Genomic DNA, 22,627 nt, shown 5'->3' with positions numbered 1-22,627 from the left:
GTGACCGCAACACCTGCCGCTGACACGGCGGGCGCTTCAGCGAGCAGTCTGCCGTAAGAAAGCGCGAACACGTCTTCAAAGGGCGTCCGTGAGCTTAACATTGGCCCATGTCAAGCACATGAAGCCGACGGGTTGCCGAGGAGTCCGACGCCCGATGCTCGTATTGTTGGCAAAACGTCTGACAAACTGCCTCGTATTGCTTCTCGCTTCAACCTTTCTCTGCTATTTGATTTCCTCCGCGGCGCTCGATCCGCGGTCCTACTTCGAGGACCGGACGCCCCGGCCGCCGGCCGCCGTGGTCGATGCGCGGCTCGCCGAAATCGGGCTCGACGGCGGCACTCCGGTGACCGAGCGTTTCGGCCACTGGGCGTGGCGGGCCCTGCACGGGGATCTCGGCCGCACGCTCGACGGCACGCCGGTGGACGCCGAGTTCGGCCGGCGAGTGGGGGTCACCGCGCGGCTGCTGATCGTCGGGACGGTCGTGGGCACGGCGCTGGGGGTGCTCGCGGGGGTGTGGGCGGCGGTGCGACGGGGCCGGCTGCCCGACCGGGCGCTGACGCTGTTCTCCTTCGCGGTGCTGTCGGTGCCGCCGTTCGTGCTGGGACTGCTGCTGCAGGCGGGTGCGCTGACGGTCAATGACGCGGCGGGCCGTACGGTGATCCGGTACACCGGCGAGCGCACGCCCGGTCTGGAGGGCGGCCCGGTGACCCGACTCCAGGACGTGGCAGTGCACTTGGTCCTGCCGACGATCTCGGTCGCCCTGGGGGCGATCGCCGCGTACAGCCGTTATCAGCGGGGGGCCACGCTGGACGTCCTCGCCTCGGACCATCTGCGCACCGCCCAGGCCAAGGGGCTCACCCCCGGGCGCGCACTGCTCCGGCACGGCCTGCGGACCTCGCTGATTCCGCTGACGGCGTTCTTCTCCTTCGGATTCCTGACGCTGTTCACGGGCGCCGTGTTCACGGAGAAGATCTACGGCCGGCACGGCATGGGCAGTTGGTTCATCGAGTCCGTGCAGCGGGGCGATGTGAACGCGGCCATGGCGGTGGAGGTGTTCAGCGCCGCGCTCGTCCTGCTGGCCGGACTGGTCGCGGATCTGCTGCACAGCGCGCTCGATCCACGGGTGCGGTACGCGTGAGATCCGCGCGGGGGGCGCGGATACGGCGGCGGCTGGTCCGCTCACCGGGCGCGGTGGCGGGCGGTGCGCTGCTGCTCGGTCTGTTCCTGTTCGCCTTCGCCGGACCGCATCTGTCCGGGTGGGGTTACGCCGACATCGACTACTCGGCGCTGCACCGGCCGCCGGACGCCCGGCACTGGCTCGGCACCAACCGGATCGGCCAGGACGTCTACGCGCAGTGCGCCCGGGGGTTGCAGAAGTCGCTGCTCATCGGGGCGCTGGCGGCGGGCTTCTCGACCGGGCTCGCGGCGGTGGTGGGGGTGTGCGCGGGGTACTTCGGGGGCTGGGCGGACCGGGCGCTGATGCTTCTCGTGGATCTGATGCTGGTGGTGCCGGCGCTCCTGGTCCTGGTGGTGGTGGCGCCGCGGCTGCGTCCTGTCGGCTGGCTCGCCTACGTCGGGCTGATCGCCGCGTTCGGCTGGATGGTCACGGCGCGGGCGGTGCGGGCCATGACCCGCTCCCTGATGGGGCGTCAGTTCGTGCTGGTGGCCCGGTACATGGGGGTCGGCGCGGTCACGGTCGTCCGGCGGCACATCCTCCCCCACATGGCGTCCTTCCTCGTCACGGACGCGACGGTGGCGGTGGCCGGGGCCGTCATCAGCGAGACCGGACTGTCGTACTTCGGCTTCGGGGTGCAGCCGCCCGACGTGTCCCTCGGCACCCTGATCGCCGATGCCGCGGATGTCCCCACGGCGTATCCGTGGATGTTCTACTTCCCGGCGGGGCTGCTGGTGCTGCTCGTGCTGGCGTTCCACCTCATCGGGGATGCATTGCGGGACGCGCTGGATCCGGAGGCGGAGGCGGTGGCCGGGGAAGCGGGGAGCCGGGTGTGACGGACGAGGTGGTGCTCGACGTGCGGGGGCTGCGGCTCGGGCGGACGGGGGGCCGTCGGGCGGCCGGGGTGCCGTTGGTGCACAGTGTCGATCTCCGGTTGCGCCGGGGGGAGGTCCTCGGACTGGTCGGCGAGTCGGGGGCGGGAAAGAGCCTCACCGCGCTGGCGCTGCTCGGTCTGTGCCCGCCCGGGGTGGAGATGGGCGGTTCGGTGCGGCTGCTCGGGCGGGAGCTGGTCGGGCTGCCGGTGCGTGAGCTCGCCCGGGTGCGGGGGCGGCACATCGCCATGGTGTTCCAGGACGCGCTGAGCGCGTTCACTCCGGTGCAGCGGGTGGGGGACCAGATCGGTGAGGTGCTGCAGATCCATCAACGCCCGCGTCCGGGGCGGGAGTCGGCGCTGCGGGCGGCGACCGAGCTCCTGGACGCGGTCGGGGTGCCGGAGCCGGACCGGGCCGCCCGCTCCTACCCGCACCAGTTGTCGGGCGGGATGCGGCAGCGGGCCATGATCGCCATGGCGATGGCGGGCCACCCCGAGGTGATCGTGGCCGACGAGCCCACCAGCGCCCTGGACGTCACCGTGCGGGCCCAGGTGCTCGAGGCACTGACCACGGCACGGCGGGCCACGGGCGCGGCGCTCCTGCTGGTCAGCCACGACCTGGGGGTGGTGGCGGGGACGGCGGACCGGGTCGCGGTGATGTACGCCGGGCGGATCGTCGAGAGCGCCGGCGTCGACGCGCTCTTCGCGCGCCCGCGGATGCCGTACACCAAGGGGCTGATCGGGTCCGTGCCGCGGCTCGACGGGGAGACACCGCCCACCCCCGTGCCGGGTGAGCCACCGGTCGCGGGTGGCGGCGGGCGGGGGTGTGCCTTCGCCCCGCGGTGTCCGCTCGCCGAGCAGAGGTGCCGGGAGCGGATACCCGAACTCATGGGAGACGACGGGCATCTGGCCGCCTGCCATCGGGGCGACGAGACGGTGAAGCGCAGCTCCGCCGAGCTGTTTCCGCCGTCGATGTTCCGCAGGCCGCCCGCCGGAGGACCACAGCCCGAGCCGGTTCTGAGGATCACCGGGCTCGCCAAGTCCTATCCCGCGCCCGGCGGCTTCGGCATGTGGAAGCCGTCGAGCCCGTGGCGGCGGCGGACGGCGGACGAACGCGTGGTGCGCGCCGTGGAGTCGGTCGATCTCGAGGTGCGCCGGGGGGAGACCCTGGGGCTCGTGGGAGAGTCCGGGGCCGGGAAGTCCAGCACGCTGCTCGAAGTGGTCTCCCTGGCGGTCCCGCAGAGCGGGACGATCGAGATCCTCGGGCAGGACACCTCGTCGTTGTCGCGCGAGGCGGCTCGGCGGCTGCGGAGCGCGGTGCAGATCGTGCCCCAGGATCCGATGTCGAGCCTGGATCCGCGGATGCCGGTGGGCGACATCGTCGCCGAGCCGCTGTGGGTGCAGCGGATGCCGGCCGACCGGGTCGCCGCGCGGGTGGCGGAGGTGCTGCGGCTCGTCGGGCTCGGCCCGCAGGACGCGTCCGCCTGCCCCCACCGGTTCTCCGGTGGACAGCGGCAACGCATCGCCCTCGCCCGGGCGCTGGCCGCCCGGCCGGAACTGCTGCTGCTGGACGAGCCGCTGTCGGCGCTCGACGTGTCCGTGGGGGCGGGGATCCTCGATCTGCTGCGCAGGCTGAGGGAGGATCCCGGCCCGTCCTGTCTGTTCGTCTCGCACGACCTGGCCGTGGTGCGACAGATGGCCGACCGGGTCGCGGTCATGCATGCCGGTCGCGTCGTCGAGACCGGCGAGGTCCAGGAGGTGTTCGAGTGGCCTGCCCACCCGTACACCAGGGCGCTGCTCGACGCGGTGTCGGTGCCTGATCCCGCGCTGCAGCGGACACGTACGGCCGTGGCCCTTCGGGGCGATCCGCCGGCGGTCGGCGCGTACGTGACGGGATGCCGGTTCCGGACACGCTGCCCCGTGTTCGCTTCACTTCGACGGGAGGAACAGCGCAGGTGTGAACGGGAAATCCCGGCGACCCTGAAACAGGCTGTGGGGGGTGGCCGTTCGGTCGCCTGTCATTTTCCGCTCACGGACCCTCGGGGCGTATCCGGGTAGGGCTCCCTTTACGGCAGCCGGCCGAGGTGCGCCGGCCGGTTCAGCAGCAGCCGCCGCCCGCCGGGCCGTTCTGCTTCGCGGGCTGGACCGTCTGCACGGATGCCCCTCCTTCTGCGAGGAAGGTTCCGCCGCCGACCAGTCCGGCGACGAACAGCACAGCCACAAGTATTGCGGCGAGTTTGTGAATCACTCCTTTTCTCCATTCCCCCTAGAGGTTTTTATTTACGATGAGAGTCAATCGAACATTACTTCGTCAGTCAAGTGCGTTCCGGGAAAATAAAAGCTGTATTGAGAATTATTGGAATCGGAATTTCCGTCTCCTGTTCACACACGTGGCAACCACAAGTGGAGCAGGGCGTTTTCGGCCGCTCCAGGCCACAGCCCGGTCAAGCCCATTGGCGTGGCCCAGTCATGCTGGTATTGTGATCTATGACATCTCAAGTCATGTGCGCACCCCTGGGAAGCCAAATGGATCAAACGGAAAGCGCATCTCCGGTCGAGGTGGGCAGGCGTATCCGGACCCTCCGCGTCAAACTCGGGCTGAAGCAGCAGGACCTGGCCTCCTCGGATATCTCGGCGAGCTACATCTCGCTCATCGAATCAGGGAAAAGGGCTCCCTCGGATGCGGTGCTGTCCGCTCTCGCCGGGAAACTGGGGTGCTCGCCGGACCATCTGCGCACCGGTCGCGACGACCACGCCCTGGAAGACACCAGGCTGAAGCTCTCTTTCGCCGAAATGGCGCTGCGCAACGGCGACAACGGCGAGGCCCTCCAGGCCTTCGGTGAACTCCTCGCCAAACCCGCCCTGCTGGACCCGCACATGCGGCTGCGCGCGCGCATCGGCCAGGCGACCTCGCTGGAGAAGCTGGACCGGATCGAGGCCGCCATCCCGGTGCTCGAGGAACTCGGCAAGGACCCGTCTCTGGCGGCCGGCTCCGACGAGTGGTGCCGCGTCCAGGTCGCCCTCAGCCGCTGCTACCGCAACATGGGCGACATCACCCTCGGCATCGAGATCGGTGAGCGGGCCATGGCCAGGCTCGACGCGCTCGGCCTGGACGTCACCGTGGACCACATCCAGGTCGGTGCGACGCTCATCGGGTCGTACCTCATGCGCGGCGACATCACCCGCGCCCACCTGCTCGCCCAGAAGCTCGTTCCGGTGGCGGAGGAGCACGGCGGACGCGCGGGCCGCGGCGCGGTGTACTGGAACGCCGGGTTGGTGGCCCTCTCCCGCCGGCAGCTGCCCGAGGCGCTCGCGCTGACCGAGCGGGCCCTGGCGATGATGGCCGACGACGACAACCTGCGGCATGTGGCGATGCTCAAGATGACGGTCGCCTGGCTGGAACTGCAGTCCGAGGTGCCCGACCCCACCCGTGCACTGGAACTGCTTCAGGACGCGGGTCAGACGCTCGCGGAGCTCGGCACCGCCGTGGAGCAGGCCAGGTGCGAGATCTGCCTGATCGACGCGAACACCCAGCTCGGCAGGTGGGACGAGGCCGTCTCCCATGCCCGGCGCGCCCTCGGACTGCTCAGTTCGGGTCCGCGCGTCGAGGCGGTCGGGGCACGCGTCAGGATCGCCGAGATCCATCTGCTGCGCGGGGAGACGGAGGAGGGCCTGCAGGGCCTGCACGCGGCGACCCGCCAGCTGAGGCATTTCGCCGCGTCGTACGAGACCGCGCAGGAATGGCGCCACCTCGGTGACGTGTGGAAGCGCCAGGGCCGCGCGAAGGAGGCTCTGGAGGCCTATGACCAGGCGCTGCAGGCCTCCGGGATGCCCACGACCTACGATCCCGCGCAGGCCCTGACCGGCCAGCAGCAGCACCAGAGCTGACCGGCCTGCTCGACGCGTTCCCCCGTGAGTGTTCATCAGCTCACCGCGCCCACAAACCGGTACCGGTGCTTCTCGTCCCGTGTGCGGCGAGCAGGTCGATGATGGTGCGGGCGAAGAGATGGCAGTGCTCGCCGGTGCGGGCGGTGACGAGATCGTCGTCGACGACGACGTCCTGGTCGACGTAGCTGCCGCCCATGTTGCGCAGATCGCCCAGCAGGTTGTTGTGGACCACGGCCCGCCGGCCGCGCACCAGTCCCGGCACCGGGGCCGCGAGCCACATGCCGTGGCAGATGACCCCCTTGAGGATGGCGGGGTCGGCGAACGCGCGGCGCAGAAACGTTGCGGCGGGCGGGAGCCGGTCCGGGTCCTCGGTGTAGCGCAGCCGGTCGGCGACCATGCCGGAGGGGACGATGACGGCGCTGAACTCCTTCAGGGCGAACTCGTCGACGTCCTCGAAGGATTCGCCGACCGTGAACGGCATCCGGTGCTCGTGTCCCTGGAAGGTCATCTCCTTCTCGCCCCACAGCCGGGACAGGAAGTGGACCTCGGCGCCCTCCTCGGGGAAGCGGCGCGCGTAGTAGAGGATCTCGGGTTCGTAGAAGTCGCTCTCCATCAGTACGGCGATCTTGTGACCCGTCAGTCGCACCGTTACCGTCCCCTCCCCCGTTCGGTGACCAGGTCGATCAGGAACGGGCCGCGGTGCGACAGCGCCTCGTCGACGGCCGCCGCGACCTGGCCCGGTTTCTCCACCCGCAGCGCGGGCACGCCCAACGACCTCGACAGGGCGACGAAGTCGATGGCCGGCCGGGAGAGGTCGAAGATCCCCGGGTGCTCGTGCTCCGGGATCCCCTGTTCCTTCCAGTACTGGTCGATGTTGAGTTCCAGCAGCCGGTAGCTGCTGTTGTTGCAGACAACGAACTTGGCGCCGATGTCGTGCCGGGCCGCCGTCCACAGCGCCTGGAAGGTGTACATGCTGCCGCCGTCGCCGGTGAAGCCGACCACCGTGGCGTCGGGGCGGGCGAGTTGGGCGCCGAGCGCGCCGGGGATGCCGACGCCCAGGGAGCCGCCGCGGGTCTGGTGCCAGCGGCCGGGTTCGGCCGCCGGGAGCGGTCCGAACAGGTCCGGGGAGGCGGTGAGGGACTCGTCGAACAGGACGACGTCGTCGGGGAGCCGGGCCGCCAGCTCCTCGGCGAAGGCGACGTGCGGGAGTTCCACCGCGTCGGCCCGCTCACGGGCGCCGCGGGCGGCGGCCGCCCGGGCCTCGGCCCGTGCGGCGGCCCCTCGTCGCAGCCGGTCCTGGGCCGCCGTACGGTCCTCGCGGCTCATCCGGGCCTCGATCGCGTCGGCGAGCAGCGCGAGGGACCGCTTGGGATCGGCCACGAGACCGATGTCGACGGGGAAGTTCTTGGCGATCGCGTCGGTGTCCAGGTCGATGTGGACCACCGGCACCCCCTCGCCGAAGACGCCCTCCAGGGCCGGGAAGACCTCGGGCAGCGCGTAGGTGCCGCACAGCAGCACGGCGTCCGCGGCGCCCGTGACACGTCGGCTGCTCTCGCCGAACATGTGGCCCAACTGACCCGCGTAGGCGGGGTGTTCGACGGACAGGTTCACCTCGGCCCAGTCGGCGCCCCACACCTCCGCGCCCCACACCGAGGCCAGGTGCCCCAGCTCTTCCTGGGCGCCGGAGAAGTGGATCCCGTCGCCCGCGATCACGATCGGTTTGCGCGCCCCGGCCAGCAGCTCCGCCGCGCGCGCCAGCGACCGCGGGTCTGGTGCGGAGGCGGTGTCGGGGTAGGACACCGGCACCGCCTCCTCGCGGGTGGGCCGGTCCATCACGTCGGCGGGCAGCACGACGAGTACCGGCCCGTACGGCGGGGTGCCGGCCACCTTGAACGCGCGGCGCAGCACCCTCAGCGTGGAGTCGGGGTCCACGACCCGCGTGGCCCACTTGGTCACCGGCTCGGCCATGGCCACCAGGTCGGCGGCCATCTGCGCCTCCATCGCCTCGTAGCGCAGGCCGGCCTCGCCGACCAGGACGACGAGCGGGGCGTGGCCGCGCTTCGCCTGGTAGAGCATGCCGATGCCGTTGCCGAGGCCCACCCCGGAGTGCAGCTGGACCACGGCCGGGCGGCGGGTGGCGCGGGCGTAGCCGTCCGCCATGCCGACGGCCACGGCCTCCTGCAGGGTCAGCACGTACTCGATGCCGGGGAAGTGCCGCAGCTCGTCCAGGAAGCCCTGCTCGACGGTGCCGGGGTTGCCGAACATGTACGGCACCCCGTCGACGGCGAGCTGTTCGAGGAACGCCGCCCGGGCCGGCCTGCTGTCCATGGTGGTACCGCCTCTCGTCGGGATCGGTGGCTACGACTGGGCGGCGGCCCGGAAGCCCCACTGGCGCAGGCCCTGGTCGAGCACCTCGACCGTCTTCTGGCCGGTGAGGTAGGAGTCGGGCGTCGAACGCCCGGTGATGAACGGGTAGTCGACGATCACCGAGGTGGTCTTGCCGAAGTTGCCGTGGTAGGCGCCGCCGGGGGCGGTCGCGTCGCGCAGGATGTACTCCAGCGGGTACGGCGGCGGGCCCATGTTGAAGTCGGTGCCGACGAATCCGGTGCCGTCGAGGTAGTCGTACTCGATGCAGTGCCCGGTGACGTGCTTGCCGCGGATGATGCTCTCCCGGTCCTCCTGGTCGCGGGCGAAGGCCAGGCAGGCCACGCCGTAGCACTCGGCGGCGATCGGGCGGTCCAGGTGGTGGAAGGCGAGGATCAGGTCGTGGACGCGCCAGTTGTTGGCGAGGTCGACGATCGGGCCGCTGCCGCCCACGATGAGGAGGGCGTCGTAGCGGTCGGCGATCTGCTCGCGGACCTTCTCCACGCGGCTGTTGTACGCCTCCCAGTCGCGCAGGAAGTACGGCTTCGAACGGTAGGGCCGGTCGGGCAGCCAGGAGGACAGGTCGAGGGGGTTGTCGAGGCGGTCGGAGGCCTCGACGGCCTTGACCTTCGCCGCCATCTCCGGGGTCGTGACGGAGCGGCCGAGCGGCGGGTCGACGTAGTCGGGGTCCATGCTCGGGGGCAGCGCCACGGGCCGCTTGCCGGTCGGGGTGGCGAAGGTGAGGTGGTATCCCGCCTTGTCGAAGGTTTCCAGGGGGCCGATCAGTTCCTCGCCCCAATAGCCGTACTCGGACAGGACGACGAGGATGCGCCTGCTCATGAGGTTCCTCTCGGTCGGCTCGGTCGGCGTTCGCTTCGGACACGTGAACTGCCGAACTCATGTCTAGTTTTCGGGCTTTGGCCGCTACCAGAAGGGAGGGCTCCGGGTGGCGCACATCCCGAAGTGGCAGACCGCACTACGGCAAATCGGGCCGTGGCCGGGGCTGTTGTCCACTGCGCAACGAACGACGCCCCCCGCGCCGGGCGGAGGGCGTCGGAGTCGGTCTGCCGGGTGTCAGAGGCGGAACAGCCCCGGGTCGGCGACCACGACGTCCAGGAGGACCGGTCCGTCGGCCGTCAGGGCGCTGCGGAGGGACTCGCGCAGGTGCTCCGGGGTCTCGATGCGTTCGCCGCGCACGCCGAAGCCGCGCGCCAGCTGGGCCATGTCGACGCCGCTGAGGTCCCAGCCCTTCTGCCAGGACTTCTGGTCCTGGAGGTAGTACTTGAGGGACAGATAGCCGGAGTTGTCGGGGATGACGAAGGTGACCGGCAGCCGGTGCTGGGCCGCGGTCCACAGGGCGTGCAGCGTGTACTGGGCCGAGCCCTCGCCGACCACGACCACGGCGCGCTTCTCGGGGTGCGCGAGGGCGTAGCCGACGGCTCCGGCGAAGGGGAAGCCGAGGGCACCGCTGGCGGTGGCGAAGTAGCCGTTGTCCGCGCCGAGCGGGATCTGCTCGTGGAAGTCGGCGCGGGCGATGGGCAGTTCCTCGAACAGCTGGGCGTCGTCGGGGAGTTCCTGGGAGAGGACGTGGAAGAGGTACGCCTGGGTGAGCGGCGTCGAGGGTTCGGGGATGGCCACGGGCTCGCGCACCGGGGCGAGTTCGGTCCGCTCGCGCTGCTCCACCAGCGGCACCAGGCCCTTCACGACCGCACCGGGCGGGGCCACGAAGCTGGTGTTCGCCAAGGTGGCCGCGGCCGCCTGCGGGTTGTCCGTGACGTGCAGGAACCGTACATCGGCGGTGAGTTGAGGCCGAGGCGTCCTGTCCAGGTCCGCGGGTGCCGTCGAGAACAGGTCCCAGGCCGTGAAGAGCGTGAACGCGGGGCCGCCGAGGACGACGACCACGTCGTGCTGCTCGCCGAGCCGCTGGTTGACCAGTTCCGGGATGGGCGGCAGGACGCCGGCGAACAGGGGGTGGTTCTCGGGGAAGGCGCCCCGGTTCCACACGGGCGCGCCCCACACGCGCGCGTTCAGCTTCTCGGCCAGGGCGATCAGGTCGCCGCGCGCGCCCTGCGCGTCCACCGGACCGCCGGCCACCAGACCCGGCCGCTCGGCACCGTTGAGCGCGTCGGCTATGCGGGCGAGGACGGCGGGATCGGGGACGACGGCGCTCTCCACCTCGGCGATCCGCACCGGCTCCGGATCGGCCGGGCGGACCCAGTCGTCCTCGGGGACGGCCACGAACACCGGGCCCTGCGGGGCCTGTTTGGCGATCTGGTAGGCCTGGGCGATCAGCGCGGGCACGTCCTGCGGGCGCCCGGGCTCACCGGCCCACTTGATGTACGGCTTCGGCAGCTGGGTGGCGTCCTTGGCGACCAGGAAGGGGTCACCGAGGAGCATCTTGCGGGCCTGCTGCCCGCCGAGGATGACCATCGGCGTGTTCGCCGCGGCCGCCGTGTAGACGCTGCCCATGGCGTTGCCGAGGCCTGGTCCGCCGTTGATGAGGACGAGGGCGGGCTCGCCGGTGCCCTGGGCGTAGCCGTCGGCCATGCCGACGACGGCGGCCTCCTGCAGGCCCATGACGAAGCGGAACTCGTCCTCGGGCCAGTACTCGAACAGCTTCATCTCGGTGTGGCTGGGGTTGCTGAAGACGGTCGTCAGTCCTAAGGCGCGCAGGACGTCCAGGGTCGCGTCCCGCACGGTGCGGGCGGTGCTCGCCGCTTCGGTCATGGTGATCAGGCTCCTGAGTCGGTATCGGGGGGGTCGAGCGCCGCCACCGCGCTGAAGACGTGGTCCGGGTCGTAGCGTTCCTTGGTCTTCAGCAGCCGGGCGGCGCCCGGGCCGAACGCGGCCGCGGCGCGCCGGCTCTCCTGGGGGCCGAGCAGATTGGGGTAGCCGCCGGGCAGGGCGTGCTCGGCGAACGCGGTGGACACCTCGCGCGCCCAGCGCCGGTGCGGCGCGGCCCGTTCGGCGCCCTCCCAGGCCGCGGCGACCTCGACGAGCAGATGGTCCCGGCGCAGCGCGAAGGCGGTGTCCGCGGCCGGTACGCGGGCGGCGGCGCCGTGGAAGTGGTGGATGTACATGCCGGAGTACGGCGAGGTCGCGCCGGCCGCCGCCTCGACGATCAACTCGATGGTGGGGTCGGTGAGTTCGGGCAGCCACCGGGTGCCGACCTCGTTGTGCCGGCCGTCGACCACGACCTGGTCGAACATGCCGAGGACGCCCGCGTACTCCTGGGGGCAGACCTGTCCGGCCAGGGGGGTGCCGAGGGCGGTGAAGCGGTCGATGACCGGGCGGCCGCGGGCGATGTCGCCGCACCACACCGGCAGGACGTAGATCAGGGGCTGTCCGTCGGGTCCGCCGAAGAAGCCGGTCATGACGGTCAGTTCGTCGGCCGCCGAGGCGATGATCTCGCGGTAGCCGCGCAGGACGGAGGCGGCCTGGGCGAGGGGGTGGAGGATCATGCCGGCGAGGACGGTGCTGATGGGGTGCAGGCGCACGCGCAGTTCGGTGACGACGCCGAAGTTGCCGCCTCCGCCGCGCAGCGCCCAGAACAGGTCGGGGTTCTGCTCGGCGCCGGCGACGACGGGGCGGCCGTCGGCGAGCACGACCCGGGCGGAGACCAGGTTGTCCAGGGCGAGTCCGCACCGGCCGGCGAGCAGGCCGTAGCCGCCGCCGAGGGTGAGGCCCGCGAAGCCGACCGCCTTGACGGTGCCGGTGACGGGGGCGAGGCCGAGGGCCCGTGTGGCCTCGACGAGGTCGCCGGCCCGGGCGCCGCCCTGTGCCACGGCGGTGCGGGAGGCCCGGTCGACGGTGACCCGGCGCATCGCGGACAGGTCGATCATCAGGCCGTCGTCCGCACTCGCCCGGCCCGCCCAGTCGTGGCCGCCGCCGCGGACGGTCAGCGGCAGCCGGTGGGTGCGGGCGATACGGACCGCCCAGGTCACGTCGGTCTCGTCGGCGGGCCGGACGATGACGGCGGGCCGTGCGTCGACCGCGCCGTTCCACACGCGCCGCGCCGCTTCGTAGGACGGGTCGCCCGGCGCGAGCACGGCCCCCCGCAGGGTGGTGCGCAGCGCGCGTACGGCGGCCGCCGACGCGGGAGTGGTCGTTGAGGGTGCCATGGCTCCCCCTTCTCTTCTTGTCGACAGGTGGGCCGGGCCGGCTCCGGATCCCTCACAGTCCTGGAGCCGGCCCGGCCGGGGAGGAAGACCGAGGAGTGGGCCTCAGCTCTCGATCAGCTCGTAGCGGCCGGGCTGTACGGTCTCCAGGTCGACGGCGGCGAGGAATGCCTGGGTCTCGGGGGCGGCGAAGAAGGCCGCGATGGTGGCCTCGGCGTCCTCGGGGGAGGCCCAGTGGACGGTCACCAGGTACTCGCCGTCGGCGCTGCGGGCGGTCGAGCGGGCGAGGAACCCGGGGCGGGCCTCCAGGTACTCCTTCTCCATCGTGCGGTTGAGCTGCTGGAACTCGGCGTCGGCGGCGGCGCCGGCTTCGCGCAGCTTGAACCGGATGGTCTCCACAGTGGTCATGTGCTCCACCTCTCTTGGGCGAGACGTGCGTCGAGGGGGCGGTTGAAGACGGGCGTGCCGGGCTGCTGCCGGCGTCCTCCCTGGGCGAGGGAGCCCGTCGGCAGGGGCGCGAATCCGAGCTCGTCGAGGAGTTCGGTGACGAGCCGGTTGGCCTCGGGGTCGTCACCCGCGACGAACAGCGCGGTCCGTTCCTCGCGCGGTGCGCCCGGCCGGGCGAGGTCGAGCAGGTACTTGTAGTTGAGGGTGTTGACCGCCTTGACCACGCGGGCGCCCGGAAGGTGGGCGGCGATCAGCTCGGAGGACGTAGTGCGGTCCGACTCGAGGTCGGGGAAAGCGCCGTCCCTGCCGGGTGTGTAGTTGGTGGTGTCGACGACGACCTTCCCGGCGAGCGCGTCGGCCGGCAGGCTCTCGTAGGCGCCGAACGGAATGGCCACCACGACGAGCGGGTCGCCGAAGGCGATCGCCTCCTCGACGCCGGCCGCCCGGGCCCGTCCGCCGAGTTCCGCGACCAGCCCGGCGAGGGAGTCGGGGCCGCGCCGGTTGGCGACGGCGACCTCGTGTCCGGCGGCGGTGAGCAGCCGGGCGAGGGTACCGCCGATCTCGCCGCTGCCCAGGATGCCGATCCTCATGTGCGGTCCTCTCAAGCGCCCGGGCGGTTGTACGCGTACGACTCGTTGGTGTCGGCCTCGTCGGGGACGAACTCGGTGACGACGTCCTTGGCTGCATGGATGTTGACCATGCGGGCCCGGCCTGGGCCGAGGTTGGCGAACTTGTGCGGCATTCCGGCCGGTACGACGCAGATGTCGTCCGGGGTCGCGTCGACGCTCTCGCCGCCGGCCTCCAGCCGTACCGTGCCCTCGACGATCACGAAGATCTCCTCGTAGGGGTGGGTGTGGCGCGGGGGGCCCGCGTCGGTCGCGACGTCGACGATGAACGCCGAGACGCTGAGACCGGGGTGGTCGCTCGCGTTGAGGATGTGGGCGGCCACCTCGCCGTTGATCTGCACGGTGGGCAGGCTGTTCTTCGCGATGATCTGCATGGGTCGGTCCTTGGGGTCCTCAGGTGGGATCGGCGACCGGGTCTGCGACCGGGGACACCGCCTGGACGGGCTCGTCGGCAGCCGGGCGCAGCCGCGTCGCGGCCCAGGTCGCGGGCAGCGCCACGACCATGACGATCAGGGCGAGTACGAACACCGAGTCGACGCCGTGGGCCTCCACGGCCCAGCCGCCGGCGGCCGCTCCCCCGGCGATGCCCGCGTTGACGGCGGAGGCGCCGAGGGTGGCGGCGAGATCGCCGCCGGGGCCGGCCAGCGTGATCACCCGGAGCTGGAAGGAGGGCACCAGGCCGAAGCCGACCAGCCCCCACACGGCGAGCGCTACGGCGGTCAGCGCCGGGTTGTCGCCGACGTAGTGCAGGGCGGTGAGGATGAGGGCGAGCGCGACGTTGGCCACCACCAGCGTGGTGGCCGCCCCGCGGTCGGCGAACCGGCCGCCGCCGAACACGCCGACGGCGCTGGCGATTCCGTAGACCAGCAGGAAGGCGCTGACCGCGCCGCCGGAGATGCCGGTGACGTCCTCCAGGTAGGAGGCGAGGTAGGTGAAGGCGGCGAACTGGCCGCCGAGCAGCAGCAGTCCGACGCCCAGCTGGGCCAGCACCCTGGGTGCGAAGGCGTGCCGGACCTGGGAGCCGAGCCCCGTCGGCCCGGTGATGCCGACCCGCGGGACGAAGGCGAACGTGGCGACCAGGGCCAGCGCGCCCAGGGCGACGATGCCGACGAAGGTGGCCTGCCAGCCGATCGCGTTGCCGACGAGGGTGCCGAGCGGCACGCCGATCACGGTGGAGACGGCGATCCCGCCGAACACCATGGCCACGGCCCGGCCCTGCTGCCCGGCCGGGACGAGGTGTGCGGCGAGCGCGGAGGCGACGCCGATGAACAGGCCGTGGATGGCGCCGGTGATGACACGCGCCACGATCAGGGCGCCGAAGCTGGTGGTGACGGCTGCCAGGAGGTTCCCGACGAGGAACACCGACAGCGCCGACCACAGCAGCAGATGGCGGCCGAGCCGGATGGTCACGGCCGTGAGCAGGGGGCCGCCGATGCAGATGCCGAGGGCGTAGGCGGTGACCAGCAGGCCGGCCGTGCCGACCGAAACGCCGGTGTCCTTGGCGATGAGGTTGAGGATGCCGACGATGACGAGTTCCGCCGTGCCGATGACGAACGCGCCCAATGCCAGTGTGCCCAGGGCGAGTTGGGTGCGACGCGCCTCGGTGTCGTGCGTGTGTTCAGCGGTGGTCACGTGCTTCGCCTTCCGAACCGATGATCCAGTGCTCCTTGACCGCCATGTGGTGCAGATAGCGGGGCTGTACGAAGGTGACGAGGTCGTCCTTGGCCCTCGCGTACTCATCGGAGGCCGCGGCCTTCTCCAGGTCTTCGAGGCTGTCGAAGGAGAGCAGGTAGGCGGCGTCGAGGAGGGCCTCGCCGATGGCGTAGGCGCCGTCCCGGGTGAAGCACTGGAGGTAGCGGCGCAGGCCCGGCACCTGGAGCATCAGCTCGGCGTGCTCACCGAGGCTGCGCTCCCGGAACTGCTCCACGGTGGTGCCCTCGGTGCGCTTGACCAGGGCGACGATCTTCACGCCGTCCTCGGGCGCCGGGTGGTCCCCGGCCCGCAGGACGTGTGCGTCGGTGTCGAGGACGACGGTGCGCCAGAAGGCGGCCCACTTGGGCTCGTCCAGCCGGGCGCCTTCCAGGAACTCCGGTGTCTGCAGGGAGGCGAGCTGGTCCTCCTCGTTCTCCAGCCAGATCTCCGCGATCCCGCTCCACAGCGGGTCGTCGGGTTCCGGACCGAAGGGAATCCGGGTGTCGATCAGATACTTCTTGATCTGCGGGATCTTGCTCGCGTACTGCACCGCGTGGACGTCGACCCAGTAGTCCTGGAACTCCTGCTCGGACATTCCGGGTTTGGGGTGGGCGAAGATCAGCTGGTGGATCATGACGCATCTCCAGGGGAGTCGGTCGGCCGGAAGGGGAGTCGGTCGGTCAGACCTTGTAGGCCTTCTTCACGTCCTCGGCGAAGCCCAGGTAGTCGCGCAACGGCCAGACCTCCTCGAACTCGAGGTACTCGCGCATCGGCAGCCGGCCGAGGGCGGTGCGGTCCAGTTCCTCGGCGCTCGGGGACTCGATGATGCCGATCACCCGCTTCTGCGCGGCGACCTTCCACAGGCCGACGGCGAATCCGGAGTCGAGGGTCTCCTGGGCGTGTTCGGCCTCTTCGCGCTCGATCTCCCAGAGTTCGTCCAGGGAGATCCGTCCCTCGTGGTTCCAGCGCATCTGGACGTAGAACAACATGGGGGTTCCTTAGGGGAGTTGGGGTCACGCCGCCGCGAGTGACGCGATCCGCCGGGTGATCGGGTCGTCGTCGCCGAAGACCTCGACGGCCAGGTCGAGCGGGGTCTTGCCGTCGTGGCCGACCAGGTCGGTGCGGGCGCCGGCGTCGAGCAGGACGGTCACGCAGTCGGCGTAGCCGTGCCACAGGGCGTCGTGCAGCGGGGTGTAGCCGTTGGTGGCGCCCTGGAAGTCGAGGTCGATGCCGGGGTGGGCGACCAGGTCGGCGGTGATGTCGACGTGGCCGTTGTAGACGGCCTTGTGCAGGGGTACGGCGCCGAAGCAGGGCTCGACGGCGTTGATGTCGGCGCCCGCGCCCAGCAGCAGCCGGACGATCTCGCCGTGGCCGTCGCGGGAGGCGACGAGCAGCGGGGTGTGGGCGTCGTTGAACCCGTTGAGGAAGGGGGCGCGGGCGTCCACTTCGGCGCCGTCGGCGAGGAGCCGGCGTACCGTCTCGGTGTCTCCGGCGGCGGTGGCGGCCATCAGGGGCTGGCCCTCGACGGCGCTCGCGTCGGCCTCCCGGCGCTCCTTCAGGAGCTGTTCGGCACGGAGCAGCTTGTCCTTGCCGAAGGTGTTGACGTTCAGCTCGTAGGCGAAGTGCTCCTCGAGCGAGAAGCCGTAGTGGGTGTGGAGCTTGAGGCCCGCGCCCTGGTCGAGGAGGTACTCCACGAGGTCCGGGTACTTGTACCAGAGGGCGTCCATCAGCGGGGTGTGCCCGGTGGTGGGGGCCACGGCGTCCACGAAGGCGCCGGCCTCGACGAGCTGCCGGGTGACGTCCAGGCTGCCGCCCTGGCAGGCCTTGTGCAGCGCGGTCGCGCCGGCCCTGGTGTCGGCGGTGTGGACGTCGGCGCCGGACGCGATCAGCGTCTCGGTGGTCGCCGGGTCGGCCTGGCCGGCGGCGATCATCAAGACGGTGAGCCCGGAGGAGTGCTCGCGCGTGCTCGGGTCGGCGCCCGCGTCGAGCAGCCGCTGGACCTCCTCGGTGGCGCGGCCGCGTACGGCCGCGATGAGAGCGGCGCTCATGAGGCCACCGCCTGGCCCCGGATCGCCCGGATGATCTGCGAGGGGTCGGTGTGGGACTCCCAGCGGACGATCCGGCCGTCGCGTACGGTCAGCCAGTGCGTGAAGATGATCTCGAAGTCGATGCCGGTCTCCTTGACCCGGGAGATCTCGTGGATGATCCCGGCGGCCTTCTCGCCCTCGACTACGAGGTCGAGCAGCTCCTCGGAGATCACGTCGCACTGGCCGGCGAACACCCCGACGCTGTCGGCCACTTCGGCGCTGCTGTGCAGGGTGCCGATCCACTTCATGTCGTCGTTGTAGCCGGGCACGGGGCGGTAGTTGATCCATTCGACGTCGTCGGCGAGGAGCCCGAGCGCGGTGCCGAAGTCGCCGCTCGTCAGGGCGGCGAACCACCGCTTGGCAACGTCCCGGGTCTGCTCGGTGAGGTCGCTCATGTCGTCTCCTTGTGGCCGTCTCGCGGCCTACTGGCTGTCCGGAGGGGTCATGATCTGCTGGTTGCCGTCCGCCCACACCGCGGTCATCACCACGCCGGCGATGCGCCAGCCGGACCCGTCGCGGGTCAGGCTGAAGCGGTAGCGGCCGCCGAGCGTCCAGGTCGGGCCGCCATGGGCATTGGGCAGCAGGTGGGTGGCCTGGAAATGGGCGGTGAGGACCGCCTCGTCCCCGTACACCTCGGCGATCTGGTTGCCGATCATGTGCTGGGTGGCCTTGAGGTGGCCGAGCCCGGCCCGCCAGTCGGCGATGACCCGGTCGCGGGCGCTGACCACGGGTTCCCCGCCGAACAGGCTCGTGTAGTCCAGGGTCACCTTCTCCGCGAGCAGGGCCGGCAGGGCCTCCCACTGGCGCAGGTCGACGTGCCACAGCATCCTGGTGCAGGTCTCGATCACGTCGATCCGGTCTTCGGCGGAAGTCATCGGCAACTCCGTGGGGGCGCGCCCGGGTCGGGGCGGGCGTGCTGGACGATCGGTCCCCGCCGAAGCTAGTGACGCGGCCGGACGCGAGGTCCCGGCGCCGGGTCCGCCCGGCACACTCTGCGAGCTCCACCTGGGTACTACGTCAGTTCATTCGAACTGACCGCTCACTTGACGCAGTGTCATCCGGCGTGTGACAGAGTGCCGGAACCGGCGGCTCGGCGCCGCCCGGGCGAGGATTCGGCTGGGGACGGTGGGACGACCGGATCAGCCCACGAGGAGGCACTGATGGCGAACAGCAGCGCACTGCGGAGCACGTCCCCAGAGGACGACGGCTGGGGTCTGGTCGGCTGAGCATGCGTATCGGAGCGGTTTTCCCGCAGACGGAGATCGGCGCGGACCCGGGCGCGGTGCGCGCCTGGGCCGAGGCCGTGGAGGAACTGGGCTTCCGGCACGCGGTCGCCTTCGACCACGTGCTCGGCGCGGGCACCGCCGGCCGCCCCGGCTGGTACGGCTACACCAGCGAAGACCCCTTCCACGAGGTCTTCGTGCTGTTCGGCTATCTCGCCGGGATCACCCGTACCCTGGAGCTCGTCACCGGGGTCCTGGTGCTGCCGCAGCGGCAGACCGCCCTGGTGGCCAAGCAGGCCGCCGAGGTCGACGTGCTCAGCGGGGGCCGGCTGCGGCTGGGCGTGGGCATCGGCTGGAACCGGGTGGAGTACGACACCCTCGGCGCGACGTTCACCGACCGCGGCGCCCGCAGCGCCGAACAGGTCGAGGTGCTGCGTGCGTTGTGGGCGCAGCCCACGGTCACCTATGAGGGGCGCTGGCATCGCGTCGAGGACGCGGGGATCCTGCCGCGGCCGGTGCGGGGGCATATTCCGGTGTGGTTCGGCGGCAACGCGGAGCCGGTTCTGCGCCGGGCGGGCGAGCTGGGGGACGGCTGGCTGCCGCAGCGGGCGCCGGACGAGACGGCTCGTGCCATGGTGGAGCGTGTGCGGTCTTATGCCGCCGCGGCCGGGCGTGATCCCGGGGGGATCGGGTTCGAGGCGCGCCTCAAGCTTGCGGAGGTGCCGCAGGCCAAGTGGGCGGCCTTCGTTGCCGGTTGGCGTGACTTGGGGGCCACCCATCTTTGCTTGAGCACGATGGGATTGGGGCTGGCGTCCGTTGATGACCACATCCGGATGCTGGGGAATGCATTGCGAGAATTGGGGCCAGTCGCTCGTGCGTGAGACTGCGGGTCGGTGGGGGCTTGTCGCGCCCACGCGGCGGAGCCGCAAATCGATACAGCCCCGCGCCCCTAAAAGAGGCGCTTCAGCGACCGTATTCCTCCGCCAGGAACCGGATTGACTGGTCCGTGAAGACCCGCATCTCACGCGTGAGGTTCTTCCCGCGCCGCCAGGCCAATTGCGTGAACACCTCGAACGGGATGTCCCAGTCCAGTTTCACGAGAATGCCGGCGTCCAATGTGTCCTGTACGCAGGCCGTCGGCAGCAGGCTGATGCCGAGGCCCGCCGCGACCCCCCGCTTGATGGATTCAATCGTGCCGAACTCCAGGAACGGCAGCGCCTCCCCCGTTCCGTCGTTCAGTTCGGCCTCGAACAGTTCCCGGTAGGCGCAGCCCGCCTCCGCGGAGATGACCTGGGTGCGGCGGAGTTCCTCCGTGGTCACCTTCGGGAGCTGGGTGAGCGGATGGTCGGGGGCGGCCACCACCGTCAGCGGTTCGGAGCCGAGGACTTCGGTCTGGACGCCCGGGTGCTGTGTCTCGGCCTCCATGAGGAAGCCCATGTCGAACATTCCCTGCCGCAGCGCATGGCAGGTCTCCGCGCACAGGCTCGGGCGCAGCACGATGTGCAGGGCCGGGTAGCGGTGGTGGAAGAACTCCAGCAGGGGCGGCATCCGGTAGGACGTGATGCTCTCCATCGAGCCGATGGTCAGCACGCCGGAGGGGTCCCCGGAGCCGACCGTGGCGCCGCGGGCCTCGCCGGCCAGGGCCAGCATCTGCTCGGCGTAGGGCAGCAGCCGCTGGCCCGCCTCCGTGAGCTGGATGCGGCCGCCGAGGCGGTCGAAGAGGTCGACGCCAAGGGACATCTCGAGTCCCTTTATCTGGCTGGTGACACTGGACTGCGCGTACTTCAGTTCCGTCGCCGCCTTCGAGAAACTGAGCAGCGTGGCCACCTTGTGGAACGCCGCCAGCTGCCTGATATCCATGGTGTTCTCCTGCATGGGCCGACAACGGATGGATTTCCTGTTCCAGCGAATCACCGGGCGGGCGCGGACGCCATGTCCCGGCGGTGTCCCCTTGGGGACAGGCGACGTCAGCTAGCGGCCAACGTCCCCGTTTTCCCGGTCCTCGCCGTTCTCCCGGTTCTCGCGGCCGATTATCAGGCCTGCCTGGAATCGGCTGACCGCGCCCATTTCCTCCATGACGGCGGAGATGTGGCGCCGGCAGGTCCGGGTCGCCATGCCGAGCCTGCGCGCAATGACCTCGTCCTTCAGTCCGAGTGCCATGAGGCGAATGATGGAGTGCCGTACTTCTTCCGCGACTTGCGGGTATTCGGCGGTCTGCTGGTCCACCTCGAAGGGGCGGCCGATCTGCCACACCGACTCGAAGGTGCGGGCCAGATAGCCCACGACCGTCGGTTCGGTGATGACGGCGGCGCCGGGCGGCTGCCGGCCGGTGCGCTCCTTGGGGATGAAGGCGATCCTGCGGTCGTAGATGATGAGCCGCTCGGAGAGTTCGTCGACGGTGCGCACCTCGGCGCCGCGTCGGCTGATCTCCTGGACGTAGGTGCGGGTGGCGAGGCTGGTGCGGGCGGTGTGCTGGTAGAGGGTGCGCACGCGGACGCCTCTGCGCAGCAGTTCCAGGGTGTGTTCCCGGTCGGCCTCGAGGAGTTCGGGCGGGCGGCCGCCGCCGGACTGCAGGCTCATGCGCTCCTGGGTGCAGCCGTAGCGGGCCCGGTCGATCTCGCGGCGCACCTCCTCCACGTCGTCGAGGACGGTGATGGGTACGTCGGCCGGCAAGCCGCCCGGCCGGGCGCGGTAGTCGGCGGCGAGGGAGCGCAACTCCTCGTGGATACGGCCGATCTCGCGGCGGCGGCGGCCGATCTCCACCTCCAGTGGGGTGACCAGCTCGGCCTCGGCGACCTCGGGGTCGAGGGGGACCACGGGGCGGCCGGGTGCGCTCGGGCTGAGCAGGTGCAGGTCCTGGAGGGACTTGCGTACCTCCTCGGCCGCGGTGACGTCCGCGCCGAGGGCGGTGGCGATCTCCTCGTCGTCGAAGCGGCCCGTCTCCAGGGCCGTTTCGTAGGCCTTCACCGCGAGGTCGCCGAGAAGAGGAATCCCGTCCGTCAATTCCTCACCCCCAAACCCGCCCGAACCCCACGAGGCCGGCGCGTCGCCGCGCACTGCTCCTTGCCGTTCCACCCTAGGACTCCGATCCCCGCCCGAACTCCCGTGCGGCGACCGCCGGCTTGAGAGCGTTAGGTATGGCACCGCATTCAGTAATGAACGCGCCGGTCCTCGGGCGTGGCCCGGTAACGCACGTTCCACAGGTTGCGGCGGATGTAGGTGCGTTGGAGCCAGCGGTCGCGGCCGTCGTGGTGGGCCCGGAAGGTGGAGCGTGCGTGGACGCCCTTGCGGTTGTTGATCAGCAGGGCCTGGCCCGGTTCCAGCCGTACGGTGTGGGCGACGGACCGGCAGGCGTCCCGCAGCGCGTCGAGGGCGGTCCTGGCGCCGCTGGTGAGCGGTCGGGTGCCGTTGGCGGAGATGGTGATCTCCGGGAAGCGGGCGGCGCCGCTGAGGATGGGCACCGGCTCGGACAGCACCTCCTCCCCCACGCTGCGGGTGTAGCTGCCGGGGGCGTTGAGCCGGTACAGCGGGCTGCGCAGTGTCTCGACCAGGGGGTCCGGCAGGTGCCGGCACAGGTCGCGGGCGTCGGCGTAGTAGGTGTAGGCGTCGTTGCCGGCGGCGCCGCGCAGGCAGTTGAGGACGAGGAAGTCCGGGTTGGCGACGTCGTAGCGGCCGGTGGTGTCGTAGGTGATGTCGCTGTGGAAGTTGAGGAAGACCGCGGAGCCCTGGTTGGTCTGCGCGCGGGCGCCCTCCTGGACCGGGACGACGTCGTGGACGAGCCGGCCGGCCTTCTCGGTGAGCACGCCGATCGGCTCGCCCAGCAGTCCGGTCAGGCCGAGCAGCACGCCTTCGGCGACGAAGCTGTTCTTGGCGGCGGACGGTTCGCCGTCGACCGGGGTCGGCGGCAGGTCCGTGTCCAGCGGCAGATTGCGTACGAGCATCACGCCCGGGGAGTCGTTGTGCCGGCCGAAGTCCATGATCTGCTGGAGGAGTTCGGTGGGCAGGGCGGCGAAGATGCGGTGGTAGCGGGTCAGGGCCCGGTCGACGTCCGCGGTCGGGTCGGGCAGCGGACACAGCTCCGCAGCGATGGTGTCGCGCACCCGGTCGGGCAGTTCGAGGTCGGCGAAGGTCAAGGCG

The 22,627-nt window shown here is 71.0% G+C and carries 22 protein-coding genes; 5 read left to right on the top strand and 17 right to left on the bottom strand.

Annotated elements, in window-relative coordinates; translation table 11 throughout:
- The first annotated feature begins 154 nt into the window (after nt 1–154).
- The 4 genes from ABT254_RS09565 (at nt 155) to ABT254_RS09550 (ending at nt 5,933) form a co-directional block, all read left to right on the top strand.
- Nucleotides 155–1,138, top strand: coding sequence for an ABC transporter permease (locus tag ABT254_RS09565; RefSeq protein ID WP_351466098.1), 984 nt, complete (start codon nt 155–157; stop codon nt 1,136–1,138).
- On the top strand, nt 1,135–2,010 hold the full coding sequence (locus ABT254_RS09560) for an ABC transporter permease (RefSeq protein ID WP_351466095.1): 876 nt from the start codon (nt 1,135–1,137) through the stop codon (nt 2,008–2,010). Before ABT254_RS09565 ends, ABT254_RS09560 begins: the two co-directional genes overlap by 4 nt.
- Complete coding sequence (locus ABT254_RS09555; protein WP_351466092.1) at nt 2,007–4,103, top strand: dipeptide ABC transporter ATP-binding protein; 2,097 nt, start codon at nt 2,007–2,009, stop codon at nt 4,101–4,103. The genes ABT254_RS09560 and ABT254_RS09555 overlap by 4 nt, the downstream gene beginning before the upstream one ends.
- A gap of 468 nt (nt 4,104–4,571) precedes the next feature.
- A complete protein-coding gene (locus ABT254_RS09550; protein ID WP_351466089.1) occupies nt 4,572–5,933 on the top strand; it encodes a helix-turn-helix domain-containing protein in 1,362 nt (453 codons plus the stop codon).
- Nucleotides 5,934–5,973: 40 nt separating this feature from the next.
- Here the strand turns inward: ABT254_RS09550 and ABT254_RS09545 are convergent, their stop codons facing one another.
- The 14 genes from ABT254_RS09545 to ABT254_RS09480 form a co-directional block, all read right to left on the bottom strand.
- Nucleotides 5,974–6,579: a DJ-1/PfpI family protein gene (locus tag ABT254_RS09545; protein ID WP_351466086.1), complete on the bottom strand. Its 606-nt coding sequence runs from the start codon at nt 6,577–6,579 to the stop codon at nt 5,974–5,976.
- 2 nt (nt 6,580–6,581) lie between these two features.
- A complete protein-coding gene (locus ABT254_RS09540; RefSeq protein ID WP_351466083.1) occupies nt 6,582–8,261 on the bottom strand; it encodes a thiamine pyrophosphate-binding protein in 1,680 nt (559 codons plus the stop codon).
- Nucleotides 8,262–8,291: 30 nt separating this feature from the next.
- Entirely contained in the window at nt 8,292–9,137 is an 846-nt protein-coding gene (locus ABT254_RS09535) for a type 1 glutamine amidotransferase domain-containing protein (protein WP_123964054.1), read from the bottom strand.
- Nucleotides 9,138–9,371: 234 nt separating this feature from the next.
- Nucleotides 9,372–11,024: a benzoylformate decarboxylase gene (gene mdlC, locus ABT254_RS09530; RefSeq protein ID WP_351466080.1), complete on the bottom strand. Its 1,653-nt coding sequence runs from the start codon at nt 11,022–11,024 to the stop codon at nt 9,372–9,374.
- Between the two features lie 5 nt (nt 11,025–11,029).
- Nucleotides 11,030–12,418, bottom strand: a complete 1,389-nt coding sequence (locus ABT254_RS09525; RefSeq protein WP_351466077.1) for an FAD-binding oxidoreductase — start codon at nt 12,416–12,418, stop codon at nt 11,030–11,032.
- Nucleotides 12,419–12,520: 102 nt separating this feature from the next.
- Entirely contained in the window at nt 12,521–12,823 is a 303-nt protein-coding gene (locus ABT254_RS09520; protein ID WP_351466074.1) for a hypothetical protein, read from the bottom strand.
- The gene (locus ABT254_RS09515; RefSeq protein WP_351466071.1) at nt 12,820–13,452 is read right to left on the bottom strand and encodes an NADPH-dependent F420 reductase; all 633 of its coding nucleotides are present in this window, start codon (nt 13,450–13,452) and stop codon (nt 12,820–12,822) included. Before ABT254_RS09515 ends, ABT254_RS09520 begins: the two co-directional genes overlap by 4 nt.
- 11 nt (nt 13,453–13,463) lie before the next feature.
- On the bottom strand, nt 13,464–13,862 hold the full coding sequence (locus tag ABT254_RS09510) for a cupin domain-containing protein (protein WP_123964059.1): 399 nt from the start codon (nt 13,860–13,862) through the stop codon (nt 13,464–13,466).
- A 19-nt stretch (nt 13,863–13,881) separates the two neighbouring features.
- On the bottom strand, nt 13,882–15,120 hold the full coding sequence (locus ABT254_RS09505; protein WP_351466068.1) for an MFS transporter: 1,239 nt from the start codon (nt 15,118–15,120) through the stop codon (nt 13,882–13,884).
- Entirely contained in the window at nt 15,107–15,814 is a 708-nt protein-coding gene (locus tag ABT254_RS09500) for an EthD domain-containing protein (protein WP_351466065.1), read from the bottom strand. The genes ABT254_RS09505 and ABT254_RS09500 overlap by 14 nt, the downstream gene beginning before the upstream one ends.
- A gap of 46 nt (nt 15,815–15,860) precedes the next feature.
- Nucleotides 15,861–16,169, bottom strand: coding sequence for a muconolactone Delta-isomerase (locus tag ABT254_RS09495; RefSeq protein WP_030947702.1), 309 nt, complete (start codon nt 16,167–16,169; stop codon nt 15,861–15,863).
- A 24-nt stretch (nt 16,170–16,193) separates the two neighbouring features.
- Nucleotides 16,194–17,228 carry an ankyrin repeat domain-containing protein gene (locus ABT254_RS09490; RefSeq protein WP_351466062.1) on the bottom strand — a complete coding sequence of 345 codons (1,035 nt, stop codon included), beginning with the start codon at nt 17,226–17,228 and terminating at the stop codon, nt 16,194–16,196.
- Entirely contained in the window at nt 17,225–17,662 is a 438-nt protein-coding gene (locus ABT254_RS09485) for a nuclear transport factor 2 family protein (protein ID WP_351466060.1), read from the bottom strand. The genes ABT254_RS09490 and ABT254_RS09485 overlap by 4 nt, the downstream gene beginning before the upstream one ends.
- A 27-nt stretch (nt 17,663–17,689) precedes the next feature.
- Complete coding sequence (locus ABT254_RS09480; RefSeq protein ID WP_351466057.1) at nt 17,690–18,142, bottom strand: nuclear transport factor 2 family protein; 453 nt, start codon at nt 18,140–18,142, stop codon at nt 17,690–17,692.
- A gap of 353 nt (nt 18,143–18,495) precedes the next feature.
- Here ABT254_RS09480 and ABT254_RS09475 point away from each other — a divergent pair, with 353 nt between their 5' ends.
- The gene (locus ABT254_RS09475) at nt 18,496–19,371 is read left to right on the top strand and encodes an LLM class F420-dependent oxidoreductase (protein ID WP_351466054.1); all 876 of its coding nucleotides are present in this window, start codon (nt 18,496–18,498) and stop codon (nt 19,369–19,371) included.
- Nucleotides 19,372–19,453: 82 nt separating this feature from the next.
- On the opposite strand, the gene ABT254_RS09470 is transcribed toward ABT254_RS09475, so the two are convergent.
- The 3 genes from ABT254_RS09470 to ABT254_RS09460 all read right to left on the bottom strand — a co-directional run bounded on the left by ABT254_RS09470 (nt 19,454) and on the right by ABT254_RS09460 (nt 22,623).
- Nucleotides 19,454–20,350 carry a LysR family transcriptional regulator gene (locus ABT254_RS09470; protein ID WP_351466051.1) on the bottom strand — a complete coding sequence of 299 codons (897 nt, stop codon included), beginning with the start codon at nt 20,348–20,350 and terminating at the stop codon, nt 19,454–19,456.
- Nucleotides 20,351–20,461: 111 nt separating this feature from the next.
- Nucleotides 20,462–21,493, bottom strand: a complete 1,032-nt coding sequence (locus tag ABT254_RS09465) for a LuxR C-terminal-related transcriptional regulator (protein ID WP_351466048.1) — start codon at nt 21,491–21,493, stop codon at nt 20,462–20,464.
- A gap of 146 nt (nt 21,494–21,639) precedes the next feature.
- Nucleotides 21,640–22,623, bottom strand: coding sequence for a TauD/TfdA family dioxygenase (locus ABT254_RS09460; protein WP_351466046.1), 984 nt, complete (start codon nt 22,621–22,623; stop codon nt 21,640–21,642).
- Nucleotides 22,624–22,627 lie beyond the last annotated feature (4 nt).

The organism is Streptomyces sp. NPDC001137 (assembly GCF_040298885.1).
GTDB lineage: Bacteria > Actinomycetota > Actinomycetes > Streptomycetales > Streptomycetaceae > Streptomyces.
Note: the sequence above shows the minus strand (reverse complement) of the source record. Positions and strands in the feature narration are given on the sequence as shown.